The organism is Oceanotoga teriensis (genome assembly GCF_003148465.1).
Classification (GTDB): Bacteria; Thermotogota; Thermotogae; order Petrotogales; family Petrotogaceae; genus Oceanotoga; species Oceanotoga teriensis.
Genome location: NZ_QGGI01000001.1, coordinates 231,173 through 249,935, shown reverse-complemented (window position 1 = coordinate 249,935; position 18,763 = coordinate 231,173). Strand labels below are relative to the sequence as shown.

At 23.9% G+C, this 18,763-nt stretch carries 18 protein-coding genes and 1 riboswitch; of the genes, 2 read left to right on the top strand and 16 right to left on the bottom strand.

Annotated features, from left to right (window positions below; translation table 11 throughout):
* Positions 1-18 precede the first annotated feature (18 nt).
* Positions 19-1,761 (top strand): HD domain-containing phosphohydrolase, encoded by a 1,743-nt coding sequence (locus C7380_RS01250; RefSeq protein ID WP_109603662.1) that lies wholly within the window; start codon positions 19-21, stop codon positions 1,759-1,761.
* A 51-nt stretch (positions 1,762-1,812) separates the two neighbouring features.
* On the opposite strand, the gene C7380_RS01245 is transcribed toward C7380_RS01250, so the two are convergent.
* From C7380_RS01245 to C7380_RS01170, 16 genes are all read right to left on the bottom strand, one after another.
* Entirely contained in the window at positions 1,813-3,405 is a 1,593-nt protein-coding gene (locus tag C7380_RS01245; protein WP_158274738.1) for an ATP-binding cassette domain-containing protein, read from the bottom strand.
* Positions 3,406-3,551: 146 nt separating this feature from the next.
* The gene (locus C7380_RS01240) at positions 3,552-4,508 is read right to left on the bottom strand and encodes an aminotransferase class I/II-fold pyridoxal phosphate-dependent enzyme (protein WP_158274737.1); all 957 of its coding nucleotides are present in this window, start codon (positions 4,506-4,508) and stop codon (positions 3,552-3,554) included.
* On the bottom strand, positions 4,430-5,341 hold the full coding sequence (gene cbiB, locus C7380_RS01235) for an adenosylcobinamide-phosphate synthase CbiB (RefSeq protein WP_109603659.1): 912 nt from the start codon (positions 5,339-5,341) through the stop codon (positions 4,430-4,432). The genes C7380_RS01240 and cbiB overlap by 79 nt, the downstream gene beginning before the upstream one ends.
* Positions 5,332-6,765, bottom strand: a complete 1,434-nt coding sequence (locus C7380_RS01230) for a cobyric acid synthase (protein WP_109603658.1) — start codon at positions 6,763-6,765, stop codon at positions 5,332-5,334. The genes cbiB and C7380_RS01230 overlap by 10 nt, the downstream gene beginning before the upstream one ends.
* On the bottom strand, positions 6,750-8,045 hold the full coding sequence (locus tag C7380_RS01225; protein WP_109603657.1) for a cobyrinic acid a,c-diamide synthase CobB: 1,296 nt from the start codon (positions 8,043-8,045) through the stop codon (positions 6,750-6,752). The genes C7380_RS01230 and C7380_RS01225 overlap by 16 nt, the downstream gene beginning before the upstream one ends.
* Position 8,046: 1 nt before the next feature.
* Positions 8,047-9,294 (bottom strand): ABC transporter substrate-binding protein, encoded by a 1,248-nt coding sequence (locus C7380_RS01220; RefSeq protein ID WP_109603656.1) that lies wholly within the window; start codon positions 9,292-9,294, stop codon positions 8,047-8,049.
* Complete coding sequence (locus C7380_RS01215) at positions 9,281-10,072, bottom strand: ABC transporter ATP-binding protein (protein WP_109603655.1); 792 nt, start codon at positions 10,070-10,072, stop codon at positions 9,281-9,283. Before C7380_RS01215 ends, C7380_RS01220 begins: the two co-directional genes overlap by 14 nt.
* Complete coding sequence (locus C7380_RS01210; protein WP_206050484.1) at positions 10,072-11,085, bottom strand: FecCD family ABC transporter permease; 1,014 nt, start codon at positions 11,083-11,085, stop codon at positions 10,072-10,074. Before C7380_RS01210 ends, C7380_RS01215 begins: the two co-directional genes overlap by 1 nt.
* Positions 11,072-11,818 (bottom strand): precorrin-6A/cobalt-precorrin-6A reductase, encoded by a 747-nt coding sequence (locus C7380_RS01205; protein ID WP_109603653.1) that lies wholly within the window; start codon positions 11,816-11,818, stop codon positions 11,072-11,074. The genes C7380_RS01210 and C7380_RS01205 overlap by 14 nt, the downstream gene beginning before the upstream one ends.
* Complete coding sequence (locus C7380_RS01200; protein WP_109603652.1) at positions 11,815-12,543, bottom strand: precorrin-3B C(17)-methyltransferase; 729 nt, start codon at positions 12,541-12,543, stop codon at positions 11,815-11,817. The genes C7380_RS01205 and C7380_RS01200 overlap by 4 nt, the downstream gene beginning before the upstream one ends.
* Positions 12,536-13,525, bottom strand: a complete 990-nt coding sequence (locus tag C7380_RS01195; RefSeq protein WP_109603651.1) for a cobalamin biosynthesis protein — start codon at positions 13,523-13,525, stop codon at positions 12,536-12,538. Before C7380_RS01195 ends, C7380_RS01200 begins: the two co-directional genes overlap by 8 nt.
* On the bottom strand, positions 13,522-14,244 hold the full coding sequence (locus tag C7380_RS01190) for a cobalt-precorrin-4/precorrin-4 C(11)-methyltransferase (protein ID WP_109603650.1): 723 nt from the start codon (positions 14,242-14,244) through the stop codon (positions 13,522-13,524). Before C7380_RS01190 ends, C7380_RS01195 begins: the two co-directional genes overlap by 4 nt.
* Positions 14,237-15,451: an SAM-dependent methyltransferase gene (locus C7380_RS01185; RefSeq protein WP_109603649.1), complete on the bottom strand. Its 1,215-nt coding sequence runs from the start codon at positions 15,449-15,451 to the stop codon at positions 14,237-14,239. Before C7380_RS01185 ends, C7380_RS01190 begins: the two co-directional genes overlap by 8 nt.
* On the bottom strand, positions 15,411-16,523 hold the full coding sequence (gene cbiD / locus C7380_RS01180; RefSeq protein ID WP_109603648.1) for a cobalt-precorrin-5B (C(1))-methyltransferase CbiD: 1,113 nt from the start codon (positions 16,521-16,523) through the stop codon (positions 15,411-15,413). Before cbiD ends, C7380_RS01185 begins: the two co-directional genes overlap by 41 nt.
* 1 nt (position 16,524) lies before the next feature.
* Positions 16,525-17,124 carry a precorrin-8X methylmutase gene (locus tag C7380_RS01175; protein WP_158274736.1) on the bottom strand — a complete coding sequence of 200 codons (600 nt, stop codon included), beginning with the start codon at positions 17,122-17,124 and terminating at the stop codon, positions 16,525-16,527.
* Between the two features lie 54 nt (positions 17,125-17,178).
* A riboswitch (cobalamin riboswitch) is annotated at positions 17,179-17,348 on the bottom strand.
* Between the two features lie 8 nt (positions 17,349-17,356).
* Positions 17,357-17,869 (bottom strand): cob(I)yrinic acid a,c-diamide adenosyltransferase, encoded by a 513-nt coding sequence (locus C7380_RS01170; protein WP_109603646.1) that lies wholly within the window; start codon positions 17,867-17,869, stop codon positions 17,357-17,359.
* Between the two features lie 196 nt (positions 17,870-18,065).
* Between C7380_RS01170 and C7380_RS01165 the strand changes: the two genes are divergently transcribed.
* The gene (locus tag C7380_RS01165; RefSeq protein WP_109603645.1) at positions 18,066-18,728 is read left to right on the top strand and encodes a metal-dependent transcriptional regulator; all 663 of its coding nucleotides are present in this window, start codon (positions 18,066-18,068) and stop codon (positions 18,726-18,728) included.
* The last annotated feature ends 35 nt before the right edge of the window (positions 18,729-18,763 follow it).

The window sequence follows — 18,763 nt, the reverse complement described above, 5'->3', positions numbered from 1 at the left end:
GTCTGGGAGGAAAAAGTTTTGAAAAGTATTAAAAAACTAAATAAAAGTTTAATATTTAGTTCTTTTATCATATTATTACTTTTAATTACAATACTTTTATTCATAAACATAGAAAATATTGGGTATCAAAAAAATGCAGATAATACAAAAATAATTTTACAAACAACTAATTCAATAATGTCAGATTTATATTATTTAAAAAGTAATGATATGAATATTATTTTAAAAAATGAAATTTTAGAAAACATAGAAAAACTTGAAAAAAATGATTCAGAATTAAAACAAAAATTTTCTATTATAAAAGAACAAATAGAAAAAGAAGAATTAGACACTGAAAAAACAATAGCAATTTTTTCAGAATATGCTTCAAATATGTCTGATTCAAATAAAGAATATTTTAATTTATTTTTTAAAAAAATAAATAACTATCTCATAATACTTATATTTGGAATAATATCTGTAATAATAATTTCTGTTCTTATAAGTAGATATTCTTCAAAGTCTTATAATAGAATATACAAAGAAATAAAAAAATTAAAGAATGTAATAAATTTTAATGAAGAAAAGTTTGAACAAAATAGTTACTGGGAAGAAGAAAAAGAAATAAATAATATTCTTTTAAAGACAAGTAAAGAATTAATATTAAATAGAAGACTCATAGATTTGGGTAATTTTGGAACTTTATCTGAATTATTACCAAAAGTTATGGAACAAATAGAAAATTATATTCCTGTTGATAGATTATCAGTTGCTTTTATAGATTCTTTTGATAATGTCATTGCAGAAACTGCTGTTTCAAAGTTAAAAGAGGTTTATCTTGAACCAGGATTTATAGAAAGTATAAAGAAGACAACACTTGAAAAAATAACAAAAGAAAAAGATAATTATAGAATAATAAATGATCTTGAAAAACATTTTAATACTATAAATAAATCTCAATCTACATTTCTTTTATTAAAAGAAGGTATAAAATCAAGTCTTACAGCACCTATATTTTTTGATGGAAAATGTTATGGGTTTATATTCTTTTCATCCAAAGATAAAAATTCTTATAATGAAGATCATAAAAAATTTGCAAAAAAAATAGTATATACGTTAAAACAAAATATATATAGTCATTTTATAGTTCAACAAATGATAGCTGCAACTGCATCTGGATTTGTTAAAATAGTTGAAGGAAAAGACAATGAAACTGGTAATCATATAGTTAGAGTTTCAAATTATTCAAGAATTATAGCTAAAGAAATAGCAAAAGAAGATAAAAAAATGACTCCAGACAAGATAAGGGAAATATATTTATTTTCGCCATTACATGATATGGGAAAAGTTGGAATTCCTGATGGAATACTCTTAAAACCAGGTAAATTAACTAAAGAAGAATTTGAAATAATGAAAAAACATGTAAATATTGGTACAAAAATACTTACAAATATGAATCAAAAATTAAAAAGTTTTATAAATTATGATTTTTTAAATACTGCAATAGAAATAACCTCAGATCATCATGAAAGATACGATGGCTCTGGATACCCTAAGGGTAAAAAAGGTAAAGAAATATCTATGAGTGGCAGAATAGTAGCAATTGCAGATGTATTTGATGCATTAACCAGTAAAAGACCTTATAAAGAAGCATTTTCTATTGAAGAATCGCTCGATATAATAAAAAATGAAACGGGAACACATTTTGATCCTTTGGTTTTTGAAGCATTTTTAAAAAACATGGATGAAATAAAAAATATATATGAAAAATATAAAGAATAAATTATAAAAACAGAAAATCTATAGTATTATAGATTTTCTGTTTTAAAATTTTTATATACCTATTTCAATTATATTTGGCATATTTTTAATATATTCAAATATTTCAGTATCATGAGTTGTAATGATTAAAATTTTATCTTTTGAAAAACTTATAACTTTATTTAATGTTTTTAATTTAGTTTCACTATCCATATTTGAAAAAGTTTCATCAAGAACTATTATATCTTTATCATCATGGAAATTTAAAACACGAGCAAGACCTATTCTCTTCTTTTCGCCGCCCGAAATGACCTCATTATTATTCTCTCCAATAGAAGTTTCTAATCTTTTAGCTATGGAATCAAGATTTAATTCAGTTAAAAGATTGGTTGATATTTTTTTATCAGAATTAAAATTTATATTATACATAATTGTCTCATTAAATATATATACATCTTGAGGTATATACATTATTCTTTTATTCAAAGATTTTAAAGAAATATCTTTTATATCTTTATCATTATTTATATAAATTTCACCATCATGAGGTAATAAGTCTAAAATAGAGTTTAAAAAAGAACTTTTACCTTTTCCAGATATACCTTTAATTATATAAATATTACCTTTTTGGAAATTTAAATTTAATTTTTCAAATAAAGTATTATTTCCAAGTGTCAAGCTAAGATTTTCTGTTTTAATATTATCAATGCAATCAACATCTATTGCTTTCTCTTCTGTAGGTATATTAAATATTTCATATAAAGGATTTATTAACCCTTTTATGTTTGTGAAATTACTCTGTAAATGATAAACTTGATGAATTATTGGCAAAATATAAGGTGAATATATAAAAAGAGTTAATGTTTTTGATATATCAAAAGTACCATTTTTATTTTGTAATAAAGCATATACAATTAATATTAAAATAATCCCAAATTCAGAAACAGTTGTTAAGTTTCTATATTTAGACATCTTGACTTCTGCTTCATTTGAAGATTTTAAATAATCTTTAAAATTTATATCGAGTTCATCATTTAAAGCTTTAAAAGGCATTAAATATCTTATATCAACATTGCCTATTATGAAATCTTTAAATTTAGAAGTCATTTTTCCATAAAATTTTCTTTCTTTAATTTTTGAATCCTTAATTCCATTACTCATATTTTTTGTTAATAAAAAGAATAATATACACCAAATAAATAAAGCTAAAAAAACTTTTATATCTATTTGAGATATAAAAAAAGCTAAAGCTATGATTCTAATGATTATATCAAATAATAAAAATACTGAAGAATTCAAAGCATTTTTTATTTCTTCGGTATCAGAAAGTATAATTCTTACAAAATCAGTTTGAGAGATTTTTTGGAAAATACTTAAATTTGAATTAAAAATTTTATCTATTATTTTTTTTCTTATATCAAAAACTATATTTTGTGTATAGATATTAAAATATTTATCCGAAAAAATACTTGAAAAATACATTGTCAATCCAAAAATAATTATTGAAGGAACTATTAATAAAAAACTTTTATAATCCATAGTATTTACATTATCTAAAATAACTTTAAAAAGATAAGGTATAGAATAACCTAAAAAAGTTGAAAATGCCATCAAAATAAGTGTAAAAAATAACTTTTTCTTATGTTTAAAAATTATTTTAAACAAAAAAGAATATCCCCCCATAACAATTAAGCCCCCTTACAAATAATTTTTAAATGTTAATCATTAAAAATTATACACTAATTAATTTATCATTTCAACAAAAGAATAAATCATTGTCATATAAAATATATAACAATGATTTATTCTTTTCAAATGTAATTTTTTAAAATATCTATTAATTTATTATTTTCAAAGTGTTTTCTAATACCAAATCTTATAAAACTATCATAACCAAATGAAGAACAATCTCTTACCATCATTTTATTATTATTTAAGACTTCTATCAATTCTTTTTTATTATTAACTCTGCAAAAGAAAAAAGGAGATTTATTATCTGTATCAAGTATGGCATTTATCCTTCTTCTTTCAATATCCAATAAATTCATAGAATATTTTAAAAATTCACCATCATCTTTTAACATCTTGATTAAAAACAATTTTCCTATTGAACCTATACTCCAAGGCATTTTGAATTTTTTCATTTTATCATAAGGGTCTATAAAATAACCTACTCTTATTCCTGGTAAAGAATAAGATTTTGTATATGTTCTTAGATGAATAGCTCCCTCAAATGTCCATTTTTTTTCCCAATCATTAGAATCAAAAAGTATGAAATCCAAAAAAGCATCATCAAGTACAGGAATATTATTTTTTGATAAATTTGATTCAACAAAATTTTTTATAGTATTATAATTTAAAAAATCTCCATTTGGATTTTTTGGATTATTTAAAATTACAATACAATTATTATATTCATGATTCATTACAGAATCAACTATATGTACATTTTTATTGAACAATTTTGCAACTCTTTCATATTCTCCATAAGATCCTTTTTCTATTACTACATCATTATTAAAAGCCATATTTAAAAGATAAAGAGATTCAGTAGTTCCAGCACATAAGTTTATATCATGAGATATTTTTTTACTTATAGACTCTTCTATATCTTCAAAATAAATATATCTTGAAGAAAGAGTATTTAGTTCTATTTCATAATTATCAAAAAATTTTGGAAAAAATGGATTTACAGATATAGAAAAATCAATCCAGGAAAGAGGAACATTTCCTCCATGTTTAACATGTAAAAACTTTTCATAAGCCATAATAAAATCACTCCGATCAAAATAGTTAGTATGCATATAAATATATAATACATTAAAGATTTTTTTAGAGATTTTTGATCCGGTAAATCATATTCAGGATTTATATTATAAACACCTTCTTTTTTTAAATTCACTTTTAAAAGTCCTGCCATACAAGACATAGATTTAGTTCCATTTATTTTTATTTTTCCGAATTTAAAAAATGATTTACTTACTTTAATAGGAGAAAATAATACAAAAAATAAATAACTCAATCTTGCAGGAATAAAATTTAATACATCATCTGTTCTTGCAGCAAATTTACCATATTTTTCATATTTTTCATTTCTATATCCAATCATAGCATCCATTGTGTTTGCTATTCTAAAGAATACTATTCCATAAACACCAAATAAAAAATAATAAAATATAGGAGATAGAACAGAATCAACATAATTTTCTGCCAATGTTTCAACTGCTGCCGAATAAAGTTCTTTTTTTGAAAGCTTGGAAGTATCTCTACTAACTATCATTGAAACATTATATCTCAATTTACTTAAATCATCAGTGTCACATTTTTTTACATGAGTATATAATGAAGAAATAGCAAAAGAAGAACTTATAAAGAAAATATATATTATTATTGAAAATATCATATTCAATTTAGAAATCAAAAATAATAATCCCATAAAAAAAGCTTCTATTAAAATAAAACTCAAAAAACCAAAAAAAATAGAATGTTTGAATTTTTTATCAAAGAAAGATATAAATTTTCCCATATAATATACAGGGTGAAAGATTAAATATGGTTCTCCAAAAATCAAATCTATAAAAAAAGAAATAATTAATGCCATGATAAAATATCCTCAAAATTTATATGTTTAGATATTTCTTTTGAAAAGTTGTTAATTTGATCATATAAAGAATAAGAATTATATTTTTTTATGGATAATCCTTTTTTAGTTCTCAAGAAATTCAAAAAATCATCTGTAAAATGGTCATTGTTAAATAAACCATGCATATAGGTTCCTATTACATTTTCTTTTATGAAACCATCTTTATATTCATTACCATTAATATCTTTTATTGTGCAAAAATAATGATCATTTGTTTCAGTATGACCATGTCTTATTTCAAATCCTTCTATATCATAATTGGAATTCAAAAAATTTAAATATCCTTTTTTTATACCTGTTATTTTTTCTTTTTTAAATATAGTTTTTAAAGGTATTAATCCAATTCCTTCAATATTTTCATTATTTTCAAAATTATCTTCAATATTTTCAGTTAACATTTGAAATCCACCACAAATTCCCATTATAATGGAATTATTTTGTTTGCATTTTAAAATATAATCATCAAATCCATTTATTCTAAGCCATTTTAAATCTTCAACAGTAGACTTTGAACCTGGAATTATCAAAAGATCTGGAATTGAATTATCTGGTTTTTCTATGTATTTTATTCCATTTTTCCAAGATAAAGGATCAAAATCAGCAAAATTAGATATATGAGGGGTTTTTATTATTCTTATATCAATATCACCAGATTCAAAATTCCATTTTTTCATTGAATCTTCATCAGGAATATTATGTTTTGCATAAGGAACTATTCCCAAAGTTGGTTTATTATATTTGTCTAATAAATATTTTAATCCATCATCAAGCATTTCTTTTTTTCCATAATATTTATTAAATATAAAACCTTTCACTAAATTTTTTTCTTCTTCATTAAAAATTTCCATGGTGCCAACAATACTTGCAAAAGATCCTCCTAAATTTATATCAGTTACAATAATAGTATGAGCTTTTACAGCTTTAGCAACAGCCATATTTGTTATATCATATTTCATTAAATTTACTTCTGCTGGACTACCAGCTCCTTCGATTATTACATAATCATTCTCATCTAATAATTGATTTAAAATATTAATACCTTTATCAAAAAATTCTTTTTTTCTATCAGACATATAGTCTTTTGGAGAATATTTATTATAATATTTACCATTAAAAATCACATAAGTTTTTCCATTTTCTGGTTTTAAAAGAATAGGATTAAATCTTACAGAAGGGAGCTTTTTACAAGCAATAGCTTGAATATATTGAGCAACACTCATTTCTCCACCTTCTATTGAGCACATTGAATTTAATGACATATTCTGCATTTTGAAAGGAGCAACTTTAAAACCTAATTCTGTTAAATGATTACATATTACTGTTGAAATCAAAGTTTTTCCTGCATCAGAAGATGTACCAACTATCATTATAGGAATTCCCATAAAAGTTCCTCCTTTGAAGAAGATTTAAAATATAAATGAGAATAACTTCCCAATGTTTTATTTTTCAATATTCCACTTTTAAAAGTATTTTTAGATGATTCCATGATTATATTAAAAGCATTTATTTCTTCATTATAATTCATATCGCTATAATGGAATTCATGACCCTTTATTTCAAAATCATTTAGTTTTATATTTTGATATCCAAAAGTTTTAAACATTCTATTTTGCATATAACTATCACAATCAAAAAATCCAACCATTTTATAATTATTTATAGATTTGCTCAAGTACATAAAACCACCACATTCAGCAATTACTGGTTTTTCTGAATTGCAAATTTTATTTACAGATCTTAACATCGATTTATTTTTTGATAATTTTTTTAAAAATAATTCTGGATATCCGCCTGTAAAATAATAGAAATCAGCATCTGGAATTTCTTTATCATTTAAAGGTGAAAAATAAAGTATTTCTAAACCTTTATCTTCAAAATATTTCAAATTATCTTCATATAAAAAATTAAAAGCTTCATCTTTTGAAATTGCTATTTTTTTATTTTTATAATCGAGTTTATTTTTATTAAAAATTTTTTCAGAATCATAATTTAAGTTTATTTGATGAGATAAAATATTGATATCTATATTGTCTCGTATCAATTTAGAAGCATTTTCAGCAACTTTCAAAAAATCATCTTCATGTATATTTAAACCAAGATGTCTATCTTTAATATTTAATAAATCAGATTTAGGAAATCTAAAAACATTTTTAATTCCAGTTTCTTCAATTATACTTTTTTTCTGTAAATTAAACATCTTCTCTGATTTGCTTTTTGTTATTATTATACTTTTAATATTTGAACGAGCTGAATTTTTAATTCCATTTATTATTGGCCCAATAGTATGAATAGAAGGATAACTTTCTATCAATAATGTTACTGGTAATTCTAATTTTGAAGCTATATCATCAGAAGAAGCCTCATTTTTTCTTACCCCATCGAGAAGACCCATTGCTCCCTCTATAACAATATTTTCATTTTTATTTTCTTTACATATTCCATAAAAATGATTATTTAATCTATCTTTATCTAAGAAAAAAGAATCTAAATTATAACTTTTTTTACCAGTTATTTTCATGTGTAAAATAGGATCTATAAAATCTGGTCCTGTTTTAAATGAAATAACATCTTTTTTCAAAAGGTTTAATAATCCCATAGTAAAAGTTGTTTTTCCAGAACCAGTAAATAAAGATGTAATAAAAAATGATTTAATTTTTCTCATCTCACTTTCTTAAAAAATCTATAAGATCTTTATTTGTAACTATATTTTCATTAACAGTTTCATTTAAAATTCTGCTCAAATAAGAATTAATATCATTTGAAGATAAAATTGAATTAGGTTCGAATTTATTTGATTTACTATCAACAATATCATTATAAAAAGCAGTTTCAGCATATAAATGCTGAATATCTCTGTAGTTTATATCAGAGAAATCTCCAAATAAATGACCATCTTTATTGATTTCTTTTTTGAAATATTCAGGAGTTTTAAAAGGAATCATTAAAAAATCTATAGCAATAGTTGAAAAAGATATTTTAGATACTTTTTCATCATTATATAAATAATGATTTGAAGTTAAATAATCATTATGAATCAATTTATAAAATTCAACAATAGAATAATAAACTCTTGGAGTAGGTCTTGAAATTATTTTTTCATCTATTATTATTATATTATCATTTCTGACTGCTTTAATAGCATTAAAACCAGATTCATTTTTTATTATATCTTTACTTATTTTATTCATAGCTCCTTTTTGAGCGATATAATATTCTACTTTATCTCCATTTTCAATTAATTGTTCTTTTGAGAATTCAGATATAGTAGAGCCTTCAACTACTTGAATAGCTTCATCAGCTACATTAAAAAGACCAGATCTTTTTAAAACATAATCGGCAATTGAACCATTTGCAGTTGTTTTAAAATTTTTATGTATAGATTCAAAAAATATCTCAGTTAAATCATTTTGTTCTATTTTTGGTAGTTTATTTACTTTTAATTCAAATTCTTTTATTAAAGCTTTTGATTCATCTATTTTACCAGTTAAAATTCCAAGTTTTTCCCAATAAGGAAATACATCATCAAATGTTTCAGGCTGTAATGAAACAACTGTAATTCCAAAAGCTTCTAATTTTTCAACTAAATCACCATATCTTCTATAAATCATAGGTCTTATTAATACAAGATCTGGATTTAAAGAGATAAATTTTTCAACATCTTCTTTATAACTTATTGCTGGAAGATTTTTAAAATTTGGTGGAAAAGCTTCACTAGTTGATACAGCTATTAAAGAATCCTTTGCTTCCATATAAAATATGTTTTCTGTATGACCTCCATACAATGAAATTATTCTTTTAAAAGGTTTATCAACCTTTATTACATTTCCAGAATCATCTGTAAATGTATATGGATATGCAAATGATAAAAGTGTGATCAATAAAAAGATAAACAAAATACTAAATTTTTTCATATAAATTTTCCTCCTCTGGTATAATGGAAATTATTTTATTTTTGTTTTTAAATATTTTAAAATTCATATTATATAAATTAAAAAGATTATCCTCATTTATCGTTTCTGATAAAGGTCCTTTTGTTATTATTTGACCATTTTTCATAAATATTAATTCATCGCAATAATTTATTGCACAGTTAATATCATGAAATATAGAAATTACAGTTTTATTTTGAGTTTTAACTAAATTTTTCATATCTTTTAAAAGCATATGAGTATAATAAATATCAAGATTTGAAGTGGATTCATCTAAAAGTACTATTGGAGTATCTTGAACAAGTGCTTTTGCAAAAAATACTCTTTGCTTTTCTCCTCCACTTAATTCCATAACTGAATTATTGTTTAAAAGGTTAAAATTAAATTTGTTATATATTTTATCAACCATTAAATAATCTTCTTCAGAATATCCTTTTAAAAATTTTTTGTGTGGATGACGTCCCATCAAAAGTATTTCTTTTATTGAAAAAGGAAAATCAAGATAAAAATTTTGTGGAACTAATGAAATCATTTTGGCAACTTCTTTTAAATGTAATTCTTTTATATTTTTCCCGTTTAAAAAAACTTTACCTTTATAATTATTTTTAATTGCCGAAATTATATCTATAAAAGTACTTTTACCCGCACCATTAGGGCCAAGTATTCCATAAAATTTTCCTTCTTCAAAACATAAATTCACATTTTTTAATATTTCATGTTCATTTATTGAATAATTTAGATTCACTGTTTCGAGTATCATTAAGAATGCCTCCTTATTTTCTTTCTCATAACGAAAACAAAGAAAGGTGCTCCAGTTAGAGAAGTTAAAATTCCAATAGGCAATTCTACAGGAAGAATTATTCTTATAAAATTATCAGCAAATGATAATAATAAAGCTCCCACTAAAGGGGTATAAAAAATCAATTTTTTATTATCAGAACCCCATATAAATCTACATATATGTGGTATTATCAAACCAACAAAACCAATTATGCCTGTCCTTGAAACTACAATAGCACTCAATAAAGAAGCTATGATGAGCAAAAAAACTCTTATTAAAGTTGTATTTATTCCTAAATTCTTTGCATTTCTGTCTCCAAGAGATAGAATATTCATCTTATCTGCAAAAAAATATATAATTATTAAAGTTGGAAAAAATACTGAAGAAATCATTATAAAATCATCCCATGATTTTGAAGTAAAAGATCCCATCAACCAAAATACTATTGAGCCAACTTCTTCATCAGCCAAATATTTCATAAAACTCAAGCCGGCAGAAAAAAATGAATTGACAATTATTCCAGATAATATTAATGATGTTTTAGTTATTTTTTTATTTGTATATGATATACATAGAGTTAATATTAAACTTAAAATTGCAAACATAAAGGAAAAGAAAGATATTGTAAAAAGACCAAAAATTTGAATATTAAATAATAAAGCTAAAGCTGCTCCAAATGAAGCTCCTGATGATACTCCTAATATATAAGGATCTGCGAGAGGATTCAATAAAACAGCTTGAAATATTAATCCAGATAAACCTAAAGCTGCACCTGCTATTGTAGAAGTCAATATTCTTGGTATTCTAACTTCAAAAATAACATACCAAAATTTCATGAATTCATCTTTTAAAGAATTATTAGATATTTCAGAAAAAATCATTTTTATAGTTGTAAAAAATGGTATTTCAATAAATCCTTTTGAAGTATAAAAAACAATACTTATAAAAAGAAGTAAAAATAATATTAAATAAGATATATTATATTTTTTCAATAAAATTCACCTTTTTCATAATATATTTTTTTAATTTTTCCATATCATAGAAAATTTTTTTATTTGTGTTTTCTTTATATGATAAAAGAAATATTTCAATATTTTTAGAAAGAAAAAATTCAATTTTTTCTTTTGTTTTTGATTGAGAACCAGAATCTTTTATTAAAACACATGAAATATCATATTTTTTAATTATTTCTTCAAACCATTCAATATCGAATATTTTAGAAGGTTCAAAATTAAAGTTTATACCATAATTAATTTTTTCAATACTTCTACTGACTATTAAAAAGTTATTAATATCAGAAATTTTATTTAAACTTTTAATTATTTCAGTTGTTCCTTTATAACCCATTAAACTTAGGATTTTAGTATGTTTTTTTATTATGTTCATTGTCATAGTGTCATAACCATAATATTTTTTATCAAAGTTTGAAGATCCTCTGGAAAATCTTAAAACTTTATTTTTAGGTAAATTTATATATAATTTTTTTATATTTTTTGCAAATGGATGAGACATATCTATCAAAAGATCATAGAAATAAGTTTTATCAGTTTTTACAATAATTTTATTATTAAAAAATCTTATACTATTAATTCTTGAATTAATAGTATTATTATTAAATTTTGAATATATATTTTTGAAATGTATATTGAATTTGATATTTTTATCATATAAAAAATTTGCCAATTCTTTTGATTCAGAAGTGCCTCCAATTATTCCTATTCTCATTTAACATAGCCTCTTGGGACAACTAATTTTTCATTTATTTTAATAGTTTTTTCGTCACAAAAATATACAACACTCATCATATCAACTGAATCTATCCAATCATAATTGTCACAATGACTTATTAATATCTGTTGTGAATCCATAAAGGCATTTTTTACTACACATACATAAAAATTATTTCTTATATTCTTGAATATATCAAAAGCTTTTTTTAATTGCCAATCTCTTGTTTTACTTTTAGGATTATAAATTACAGTAGAAACACCGCTTTCAGCAAAACATTCAAGCCTTTTAACTATAGTTTGCCAATCTACTAATATATCACTTAAACTTATCACTGCATAATCTAAAGTTAAAGGTGAGCCTATTATAGATGCAGCTGAATTAGCAACTGTAATTCCAGGAATAATTTCTATATCAACTTTATAATTTTTTGAAAGTTCTAAAGCTAAAGAAGCCATTCCATAAACTCCAGAATCACCACTTGATATAAGACTAACTTTTTTACCGGATTCAGAAAGTTCTAAAGCTTTAATTACTCTTTCAGTTTCTGTTCGCATACCAGTACAAATATATTCAGCATGTTTAAAATCATTTTTAATTCTTTCTACATATTTTGAATAACCCACAATTATGTCAGAATTATTTAATATTTCAATAGATTTCTTTGTCATAAATTCTATATTATTTGGTCCTATACCTACTATAAATAATTTATTATTCATAAAAAACCTCCGGAACTTCTTCAATTTTATAATTATTCAATCTCCACAAAGGAGCTGAAATTTCATATATAACAAATTTCGAATTATTATTTTTGCCTTCAAAAACTTTATTTCCATTAAAAGAGCCTAAAAAGGCAGATGGTTCTGATACTGCTATTGCATTTGTAGCTCTTTTTACATATTCATTCCCCTTTATATTTAGGAATCTTGCAGCCTTATTTAAAGAATTCGATGTAAAAGAATTGGAATTATAAATATTATTTAATCTTAAAAATCTATGAAAAGTTTTTGTATTCCATTTTTTTTCTATTGAAGCAACATTATTTATTCTATTTAAAAAATATTTTGGTACTGTCTCATGAAATTCTTTATTTAATGTTTTAAAATCAGTATTTTTATGAAACCCGATTCCAAGAGTATACTTTTTTGAAAATAAAGAAATATTTTTATCTTCTCTATCTAAATAGATAATAGGATTTTCAGAAATCTTGAAATTTTTTGGTATATAAAAATTTTTAAAATCTTTGCTAACAGGCAAATATTGATTATTTAAAATATAATTATTTATATATAATATATGTTTTTTTTCTACAAAAAGATTATTATCTCTGCAAAATAAATCTAAACCAGTTAATCCGTTTATATCTGTTGAGGTGGTATAAACAAAATTTGAATTAGAATTAATTGATAAAAGTTCTCCAATTCTATGACCACCTGCCATATGTGAACCACATAATAAAGTTAAATTTTTAAATTTTTCATCATATACAAATATTGAAGGATCAGTTGTTTTATCTTTTAAAAAATCAGAAATCATTCTTACAACAATACCAGAACTTCCTATGAATATTATTGAATCGAAGAAATCAAAAGCCATCTTTATTTTTTCTTTTAAAGAGCCTTTTTTTATTTCAAATATATTTAATTCATTGAAAAATCTTGGTATTTTTATTTTTCTTATCGAAATTAAGCAAATTTTCATGACTCTATCTCTGTTCTACAACCATGAGAAAATTTTTTATCATATAATTTGGACTTTATATTTTCTTTTTTAAAAACCATAAAAAGTGTTAAAAGGGAAGGAAAATCTATATCATTCCAATCTTTTAATTGTTTTAATTCTATTCTTTCATCCTCTCTTGAAAGTTTATGACCAATCGCAAGATAAGCATCTTCTGTATAATATTTTTTCAATAAATTTAGTACTTCATATGGTTTTGAACCAGAAAGATATATTGCACATGAAGGTTGTTCTTTTAAAAAATTTTCAATATTTTCAGGAACTTTTGTTCTGCCCTCTAATCTTGTTATAACTATTGATTGAACTATTTCAGGTGAAGTTAATTCTATAGCTAATTTAGATGCAAAATAAGAATAAGCACTTATTCCTGGAATAACTTGATAATCTAATCCTAATTCTTTAACAGCATTTATTTCTTCATCTATTGCTGAATAAATAGCTGTATCTCCTGAATGAACTCTTGCTATATTGCTGTCTTTAAACTTATTGAATATAAATTTTATATCTTCTAATGTCATAGAAGCACTGTTAAATATATTTACATGATCAACTAAATCTAATACTTCATTGGATACTGTAGAACCAGCATATAACAAAACATCTGATTTTTTTATTAAATTAAATCCTTTCACAGTTAAAAAATCTACACTTCCAGGACCAGCACCAATAAAATTAATCATTTTTTTCACCTCTTATACAGTAAAATACATGTTCGCCTTTAAAGGCAGATTTTTCACCTAATTTGTTATTCGAAAATTTTGTATACATATCATACTCAAAGTTAAAATTTTCTATAGAAAGTATCATATTTAAACTTTCTAAAGTAGTTACAGAAGAAATTAATAGACTATTCTTTTTCATTTTAGATGTTATTTTATTTAAAGCTTCTAAATTTATTCCTCCACCTAAATGAACTATGTCTGGAGATTCGTATTCATCTAAGATATCTATAAAATCTTTATTTATTGCTTCTATTTCAGGATTAAGGTTTGTATTCAATTTTAAACTTTCAAATCTATCATAATCTTTTTCAAATGCATATATTAAACAATCTCTATTAAAAAAAGAAGAAATGAATAAAGATGTTGCTCCGCTACCAGCTCCTAAATCCCAAATTACATCATGTTTTTGTTTTCTATTTAAAGTATTCAATAAAATAAATCTACTCCATTCTCTTGAAACTGGAATATTTTTAGTTGAAAGATCTGAATTTTTAGGAAATAAATTTATAAAATCATTTTCTTGAGGTATTAGAAGAAGAATCCAACGTCCTTTTTTGAAATCTATAGGCATATTTGATTTAAACTCAAATATTTCTTCATTTTTTGTACCGAGTTCAAATCCAGCTACTATGTCTACTTTTATATTTTTTAATATATTAAATAAAGAATCATAATCTTTTTTATTTTTTACAAAATATGCAATTTGATGATTATCATTCAATGTTTTAAGGACATCATTATAAGTTTTTCGAAGATTATGTGAATTATGACCACTTATATAGCGAACACTATTCATAGGATATTTAGCCTTTTGGCATAAATAATTTATTGAAGATGGTGAAATTAAAACTTCATATTCATTTTTTGAAAGTTTATCCATAATTCTTTTTGAATATGAAAACATTAAAGGGTTTCCAGAAACCATTAAAACAGAAGTTTTAAATGTTTTCATCTGAGATATTAAGTCAATTACATTTTCATCTTTTAATGAACTATATATATCCATTACATGATATTTTGCATTTGGATTTAATTCCTTAGACATACCCAAAGAAAAATTAAAACCAGCAAAAAAATCGGCTTTTTTTATTATTTCGAGTTGTTTTTGAGTTAAATTTTCAATTTTATTGATCTGTGTTCCTAAAATATAAATAATTTTGCTCATCTCCTCTATGTGAAATTATCTGAGTTTTATCACATAAAGAAATAACAAATTCGGCATTGAATTTATTACTTAATTTATGGGATATATATTCAGACACAAATATAAAAAATTTTTTGATATTTATATCATTATTCTTTAAAATATCCAAAAAATTATAAATAGTTTTTAAATTAAGTATTTTGTCAATGACCTCTTTGTCATATTTTTCAGTAAACAAAATATATAAAAGGGCTAATAATTCATTTTTTGAATCTGTATACCTACTGTCTGTATTAAGATTTAAACCGGCAAGTTTTATTAATTTTTGAAAACTACCAAGTATATGTATTTTTTTAATACCCATTTCCAATGATTTTTCTATAGAATAACCGATATGATTTCCACATAATATATAATCCTCTTTAAAAAAAGAATATTTTTTATATATTGAAAGCCCTTTTCCACCTAATAATAAAGTAATTGTATCGAATTGTTTTGAAACAATGCTAATATGAGGGATCAAAGATTCTTTCCATGCGTTTTCATTCATAGGTTCAACAATTCCAGTAGTTCCTAAAATGGATATTCCATCAATTATGCCAAGATTTTCGTTTAAGGTTTTTTTTGCGAGAATCTCACCATTTTTTACATTTACTATAACTCTGCCATTCTTAATATTCTCTTCATTTAAAACTTTTTTCATCATCTCACGAGGAATTGGATTAATAGCAAATTCTCCTTTGCTTATATCGAGTCCATCTTTGGTGATCTTTCCTACTCCTTCATAAGAATCAAAAATTATATTATTTAAATTTTCATATTTAAAGGAACAATAAATCAAACATTGATTTGTTATATCGGCATCATCACCGGCATCTTTCTTTACAAAAGCATATTTTAAACCTGAAATAATTTCATATTTATATATTGGAATATTTATTAATTCTCCATTAGGTAATTCTATATTTACATTGTCTGGTTTTATATTATACTTATTAAAAAGAACAGAGGCTTTTAAAGCCGCAGTGGCTGCAGTGCCAGTTGTGAAACCACGTTTTAATTTTTTACCATTTACATTTACATACCATTCCATTTTATAAAGACCTTATTAAAGCATTAAAAATGGCTACAGCTATTGTAGAACCACCCATATTTCCTGGTAATGTAATAAAACTGTGTTGTGATTTCATTAAAGCTTCTTTGCTTTCTGCCGCTCCTACAAAGCCTACTGGAACTCCAATAATAAAAAGTTTCTTTTTGGATTCAAGCAACTTAAAAAGTGCAGTAGGTGCATTTCCAACAATAAAAATACCATCTTCCATTTCAAGTGCTTTCTCCATAGATAAATAGGCTCTCGATATGCCAGTTAATTTAGATTTCTTCGATATAGCTTCATCGCTAATAAAACAGTCTATATTTAAATTTTTTACAAAATTCTTTGATAAACCGCTTTTTATCATATTTACATCTGTGTAAATTTTCTTATTTTGAATTTTTCTTTTAAAAAAATCAAAATAATCTTCAGAAAAATAAAGCTTGTTCCACATATCAAGATTTCCTGTGGTGTGAATGACCCTTTTTATTACATTTGATTTTATAGGGTCTACATCGTTTAGTTTTTCTCCTAAAGCTTCTGTAATTATTTCAAAGCTTCTTTTTTCGATATTTTTAGGATTTACAATATAGTTATGCATTTGTATACCAACTCCCATAACAAAAATCCTTGCTTTTCACACCAAGAAAAAGCAAAGTTACGAACTTAAAAGGTAGGTCTCCCGACTTACAGATCATTTTACTAATCAAGCCTTCCCAGTTAAAAACCAGTGGCATTTATGATTTTCATCCCTGCATACGGTGGCTGGGCCGCTTAGGATTTTCACCTAATTCCCTGTTATACACCTTAAAAGTTTATATATTAAATTTTACCTATTTATCTATACCTTTTCTGGATAAAACACCTTTTGAATAATAATGTTTTATCTCTTTCATTTCAGTTACAAGATCGGCTCTTTCTATTATTTTTTCATCAGCCCATCTTCCAGTCAAAATTATTTCTGTTTTTCCATTACTATTTATAGCATCTAAAACTTCTTCGGCTGTTAAAAGATTAAATTTAATAGCGATATTTATTTCATCCATGACTATTAAATCATATTTTTGAGAAATAATTTTTTCTTTTACATCGGCAAGTGCTTTTTTTGCAGCGTTTATATCTTTTGTTTCTGGAGATCTTCTTATAAAAAAGCCTTCTCCATACTGTACAATATCAATATTATCAAAATAATTAGAAATTGACAACTCTGATGAGTCCCTATTTTTTACAAATTGAGCTACAAAAACTTCTTTATTCGATAAAATGCTTCTCAATACAACACCAAAAGCAGCTGTAGTCTTTCCTTTTCCATTGCCGGTATAAACATGAATCATTCCATTTTTCATAATTATACCCCCAATATATTAATAATTTAAGCTATAAAATAATACCAAAAAGTTAATAATTTGTCAAAGGGGAAAAATATTTTTTGATATAATTAATTTATGTAAAAAAATGAATTCATTTTTTAATATAAGCTTGACTTATACAAATATATATGGTAGAATTAAGTAGGAAAAACTACAATAGGAAGTGATTTATATGGAATTATCAGAGAGTCTTGAAAATTATTTGCTTGCTATATATGAAGCACAACTTGAAAACAACATTGCAAGAGTTAAAGACATTACAGAATTGATGTCTGTAAAACATACTTCTGCCATAGACGCAATAAAAAAATTAAAAAGTATTTCTTTTGTTACTTATGAAAAAAGAGGTTATGTAAAATTAACTCAACCCGGAATAATAGAAGCTCAAAAAATATATAAAAACAGAATGACTATAAGAAGTTTCTTGATGAATGTTTTGGACATATCCCCTTTTGAAGCAGAAGAATTATCATGTAAAATGGAACATATAAAGTCTGAAAAGCTCATTCAATCTATGGATATTCTAAGAAATTTTATAGAAAGCAATACAGAAATAAAAAATAAATATAAGCAGTATATTACTAATTATAAAGATAAATCAAGCACTTTTGAAAAAACTTTAAAAGATTTAAAAGTTGGAGAAAAAGCAAAAGTTCTTGAAGTTAGAGGTAATGAGGCAATAAAAAGACGATTAATGGTAATGGGAATAACCTCTGGAATAGACGTAGAATTATTGAGAAAAGCCCCCTTAGGAGATCCGATTGAAGTACTTATAAGAGGCTATAATGTTGCAATAAGAAAAACCGAAGCTGAAAATATTATTTTAGAAAAATAGACTGAAAAGTCTATTTTTTTATTGACAAAGTAAAT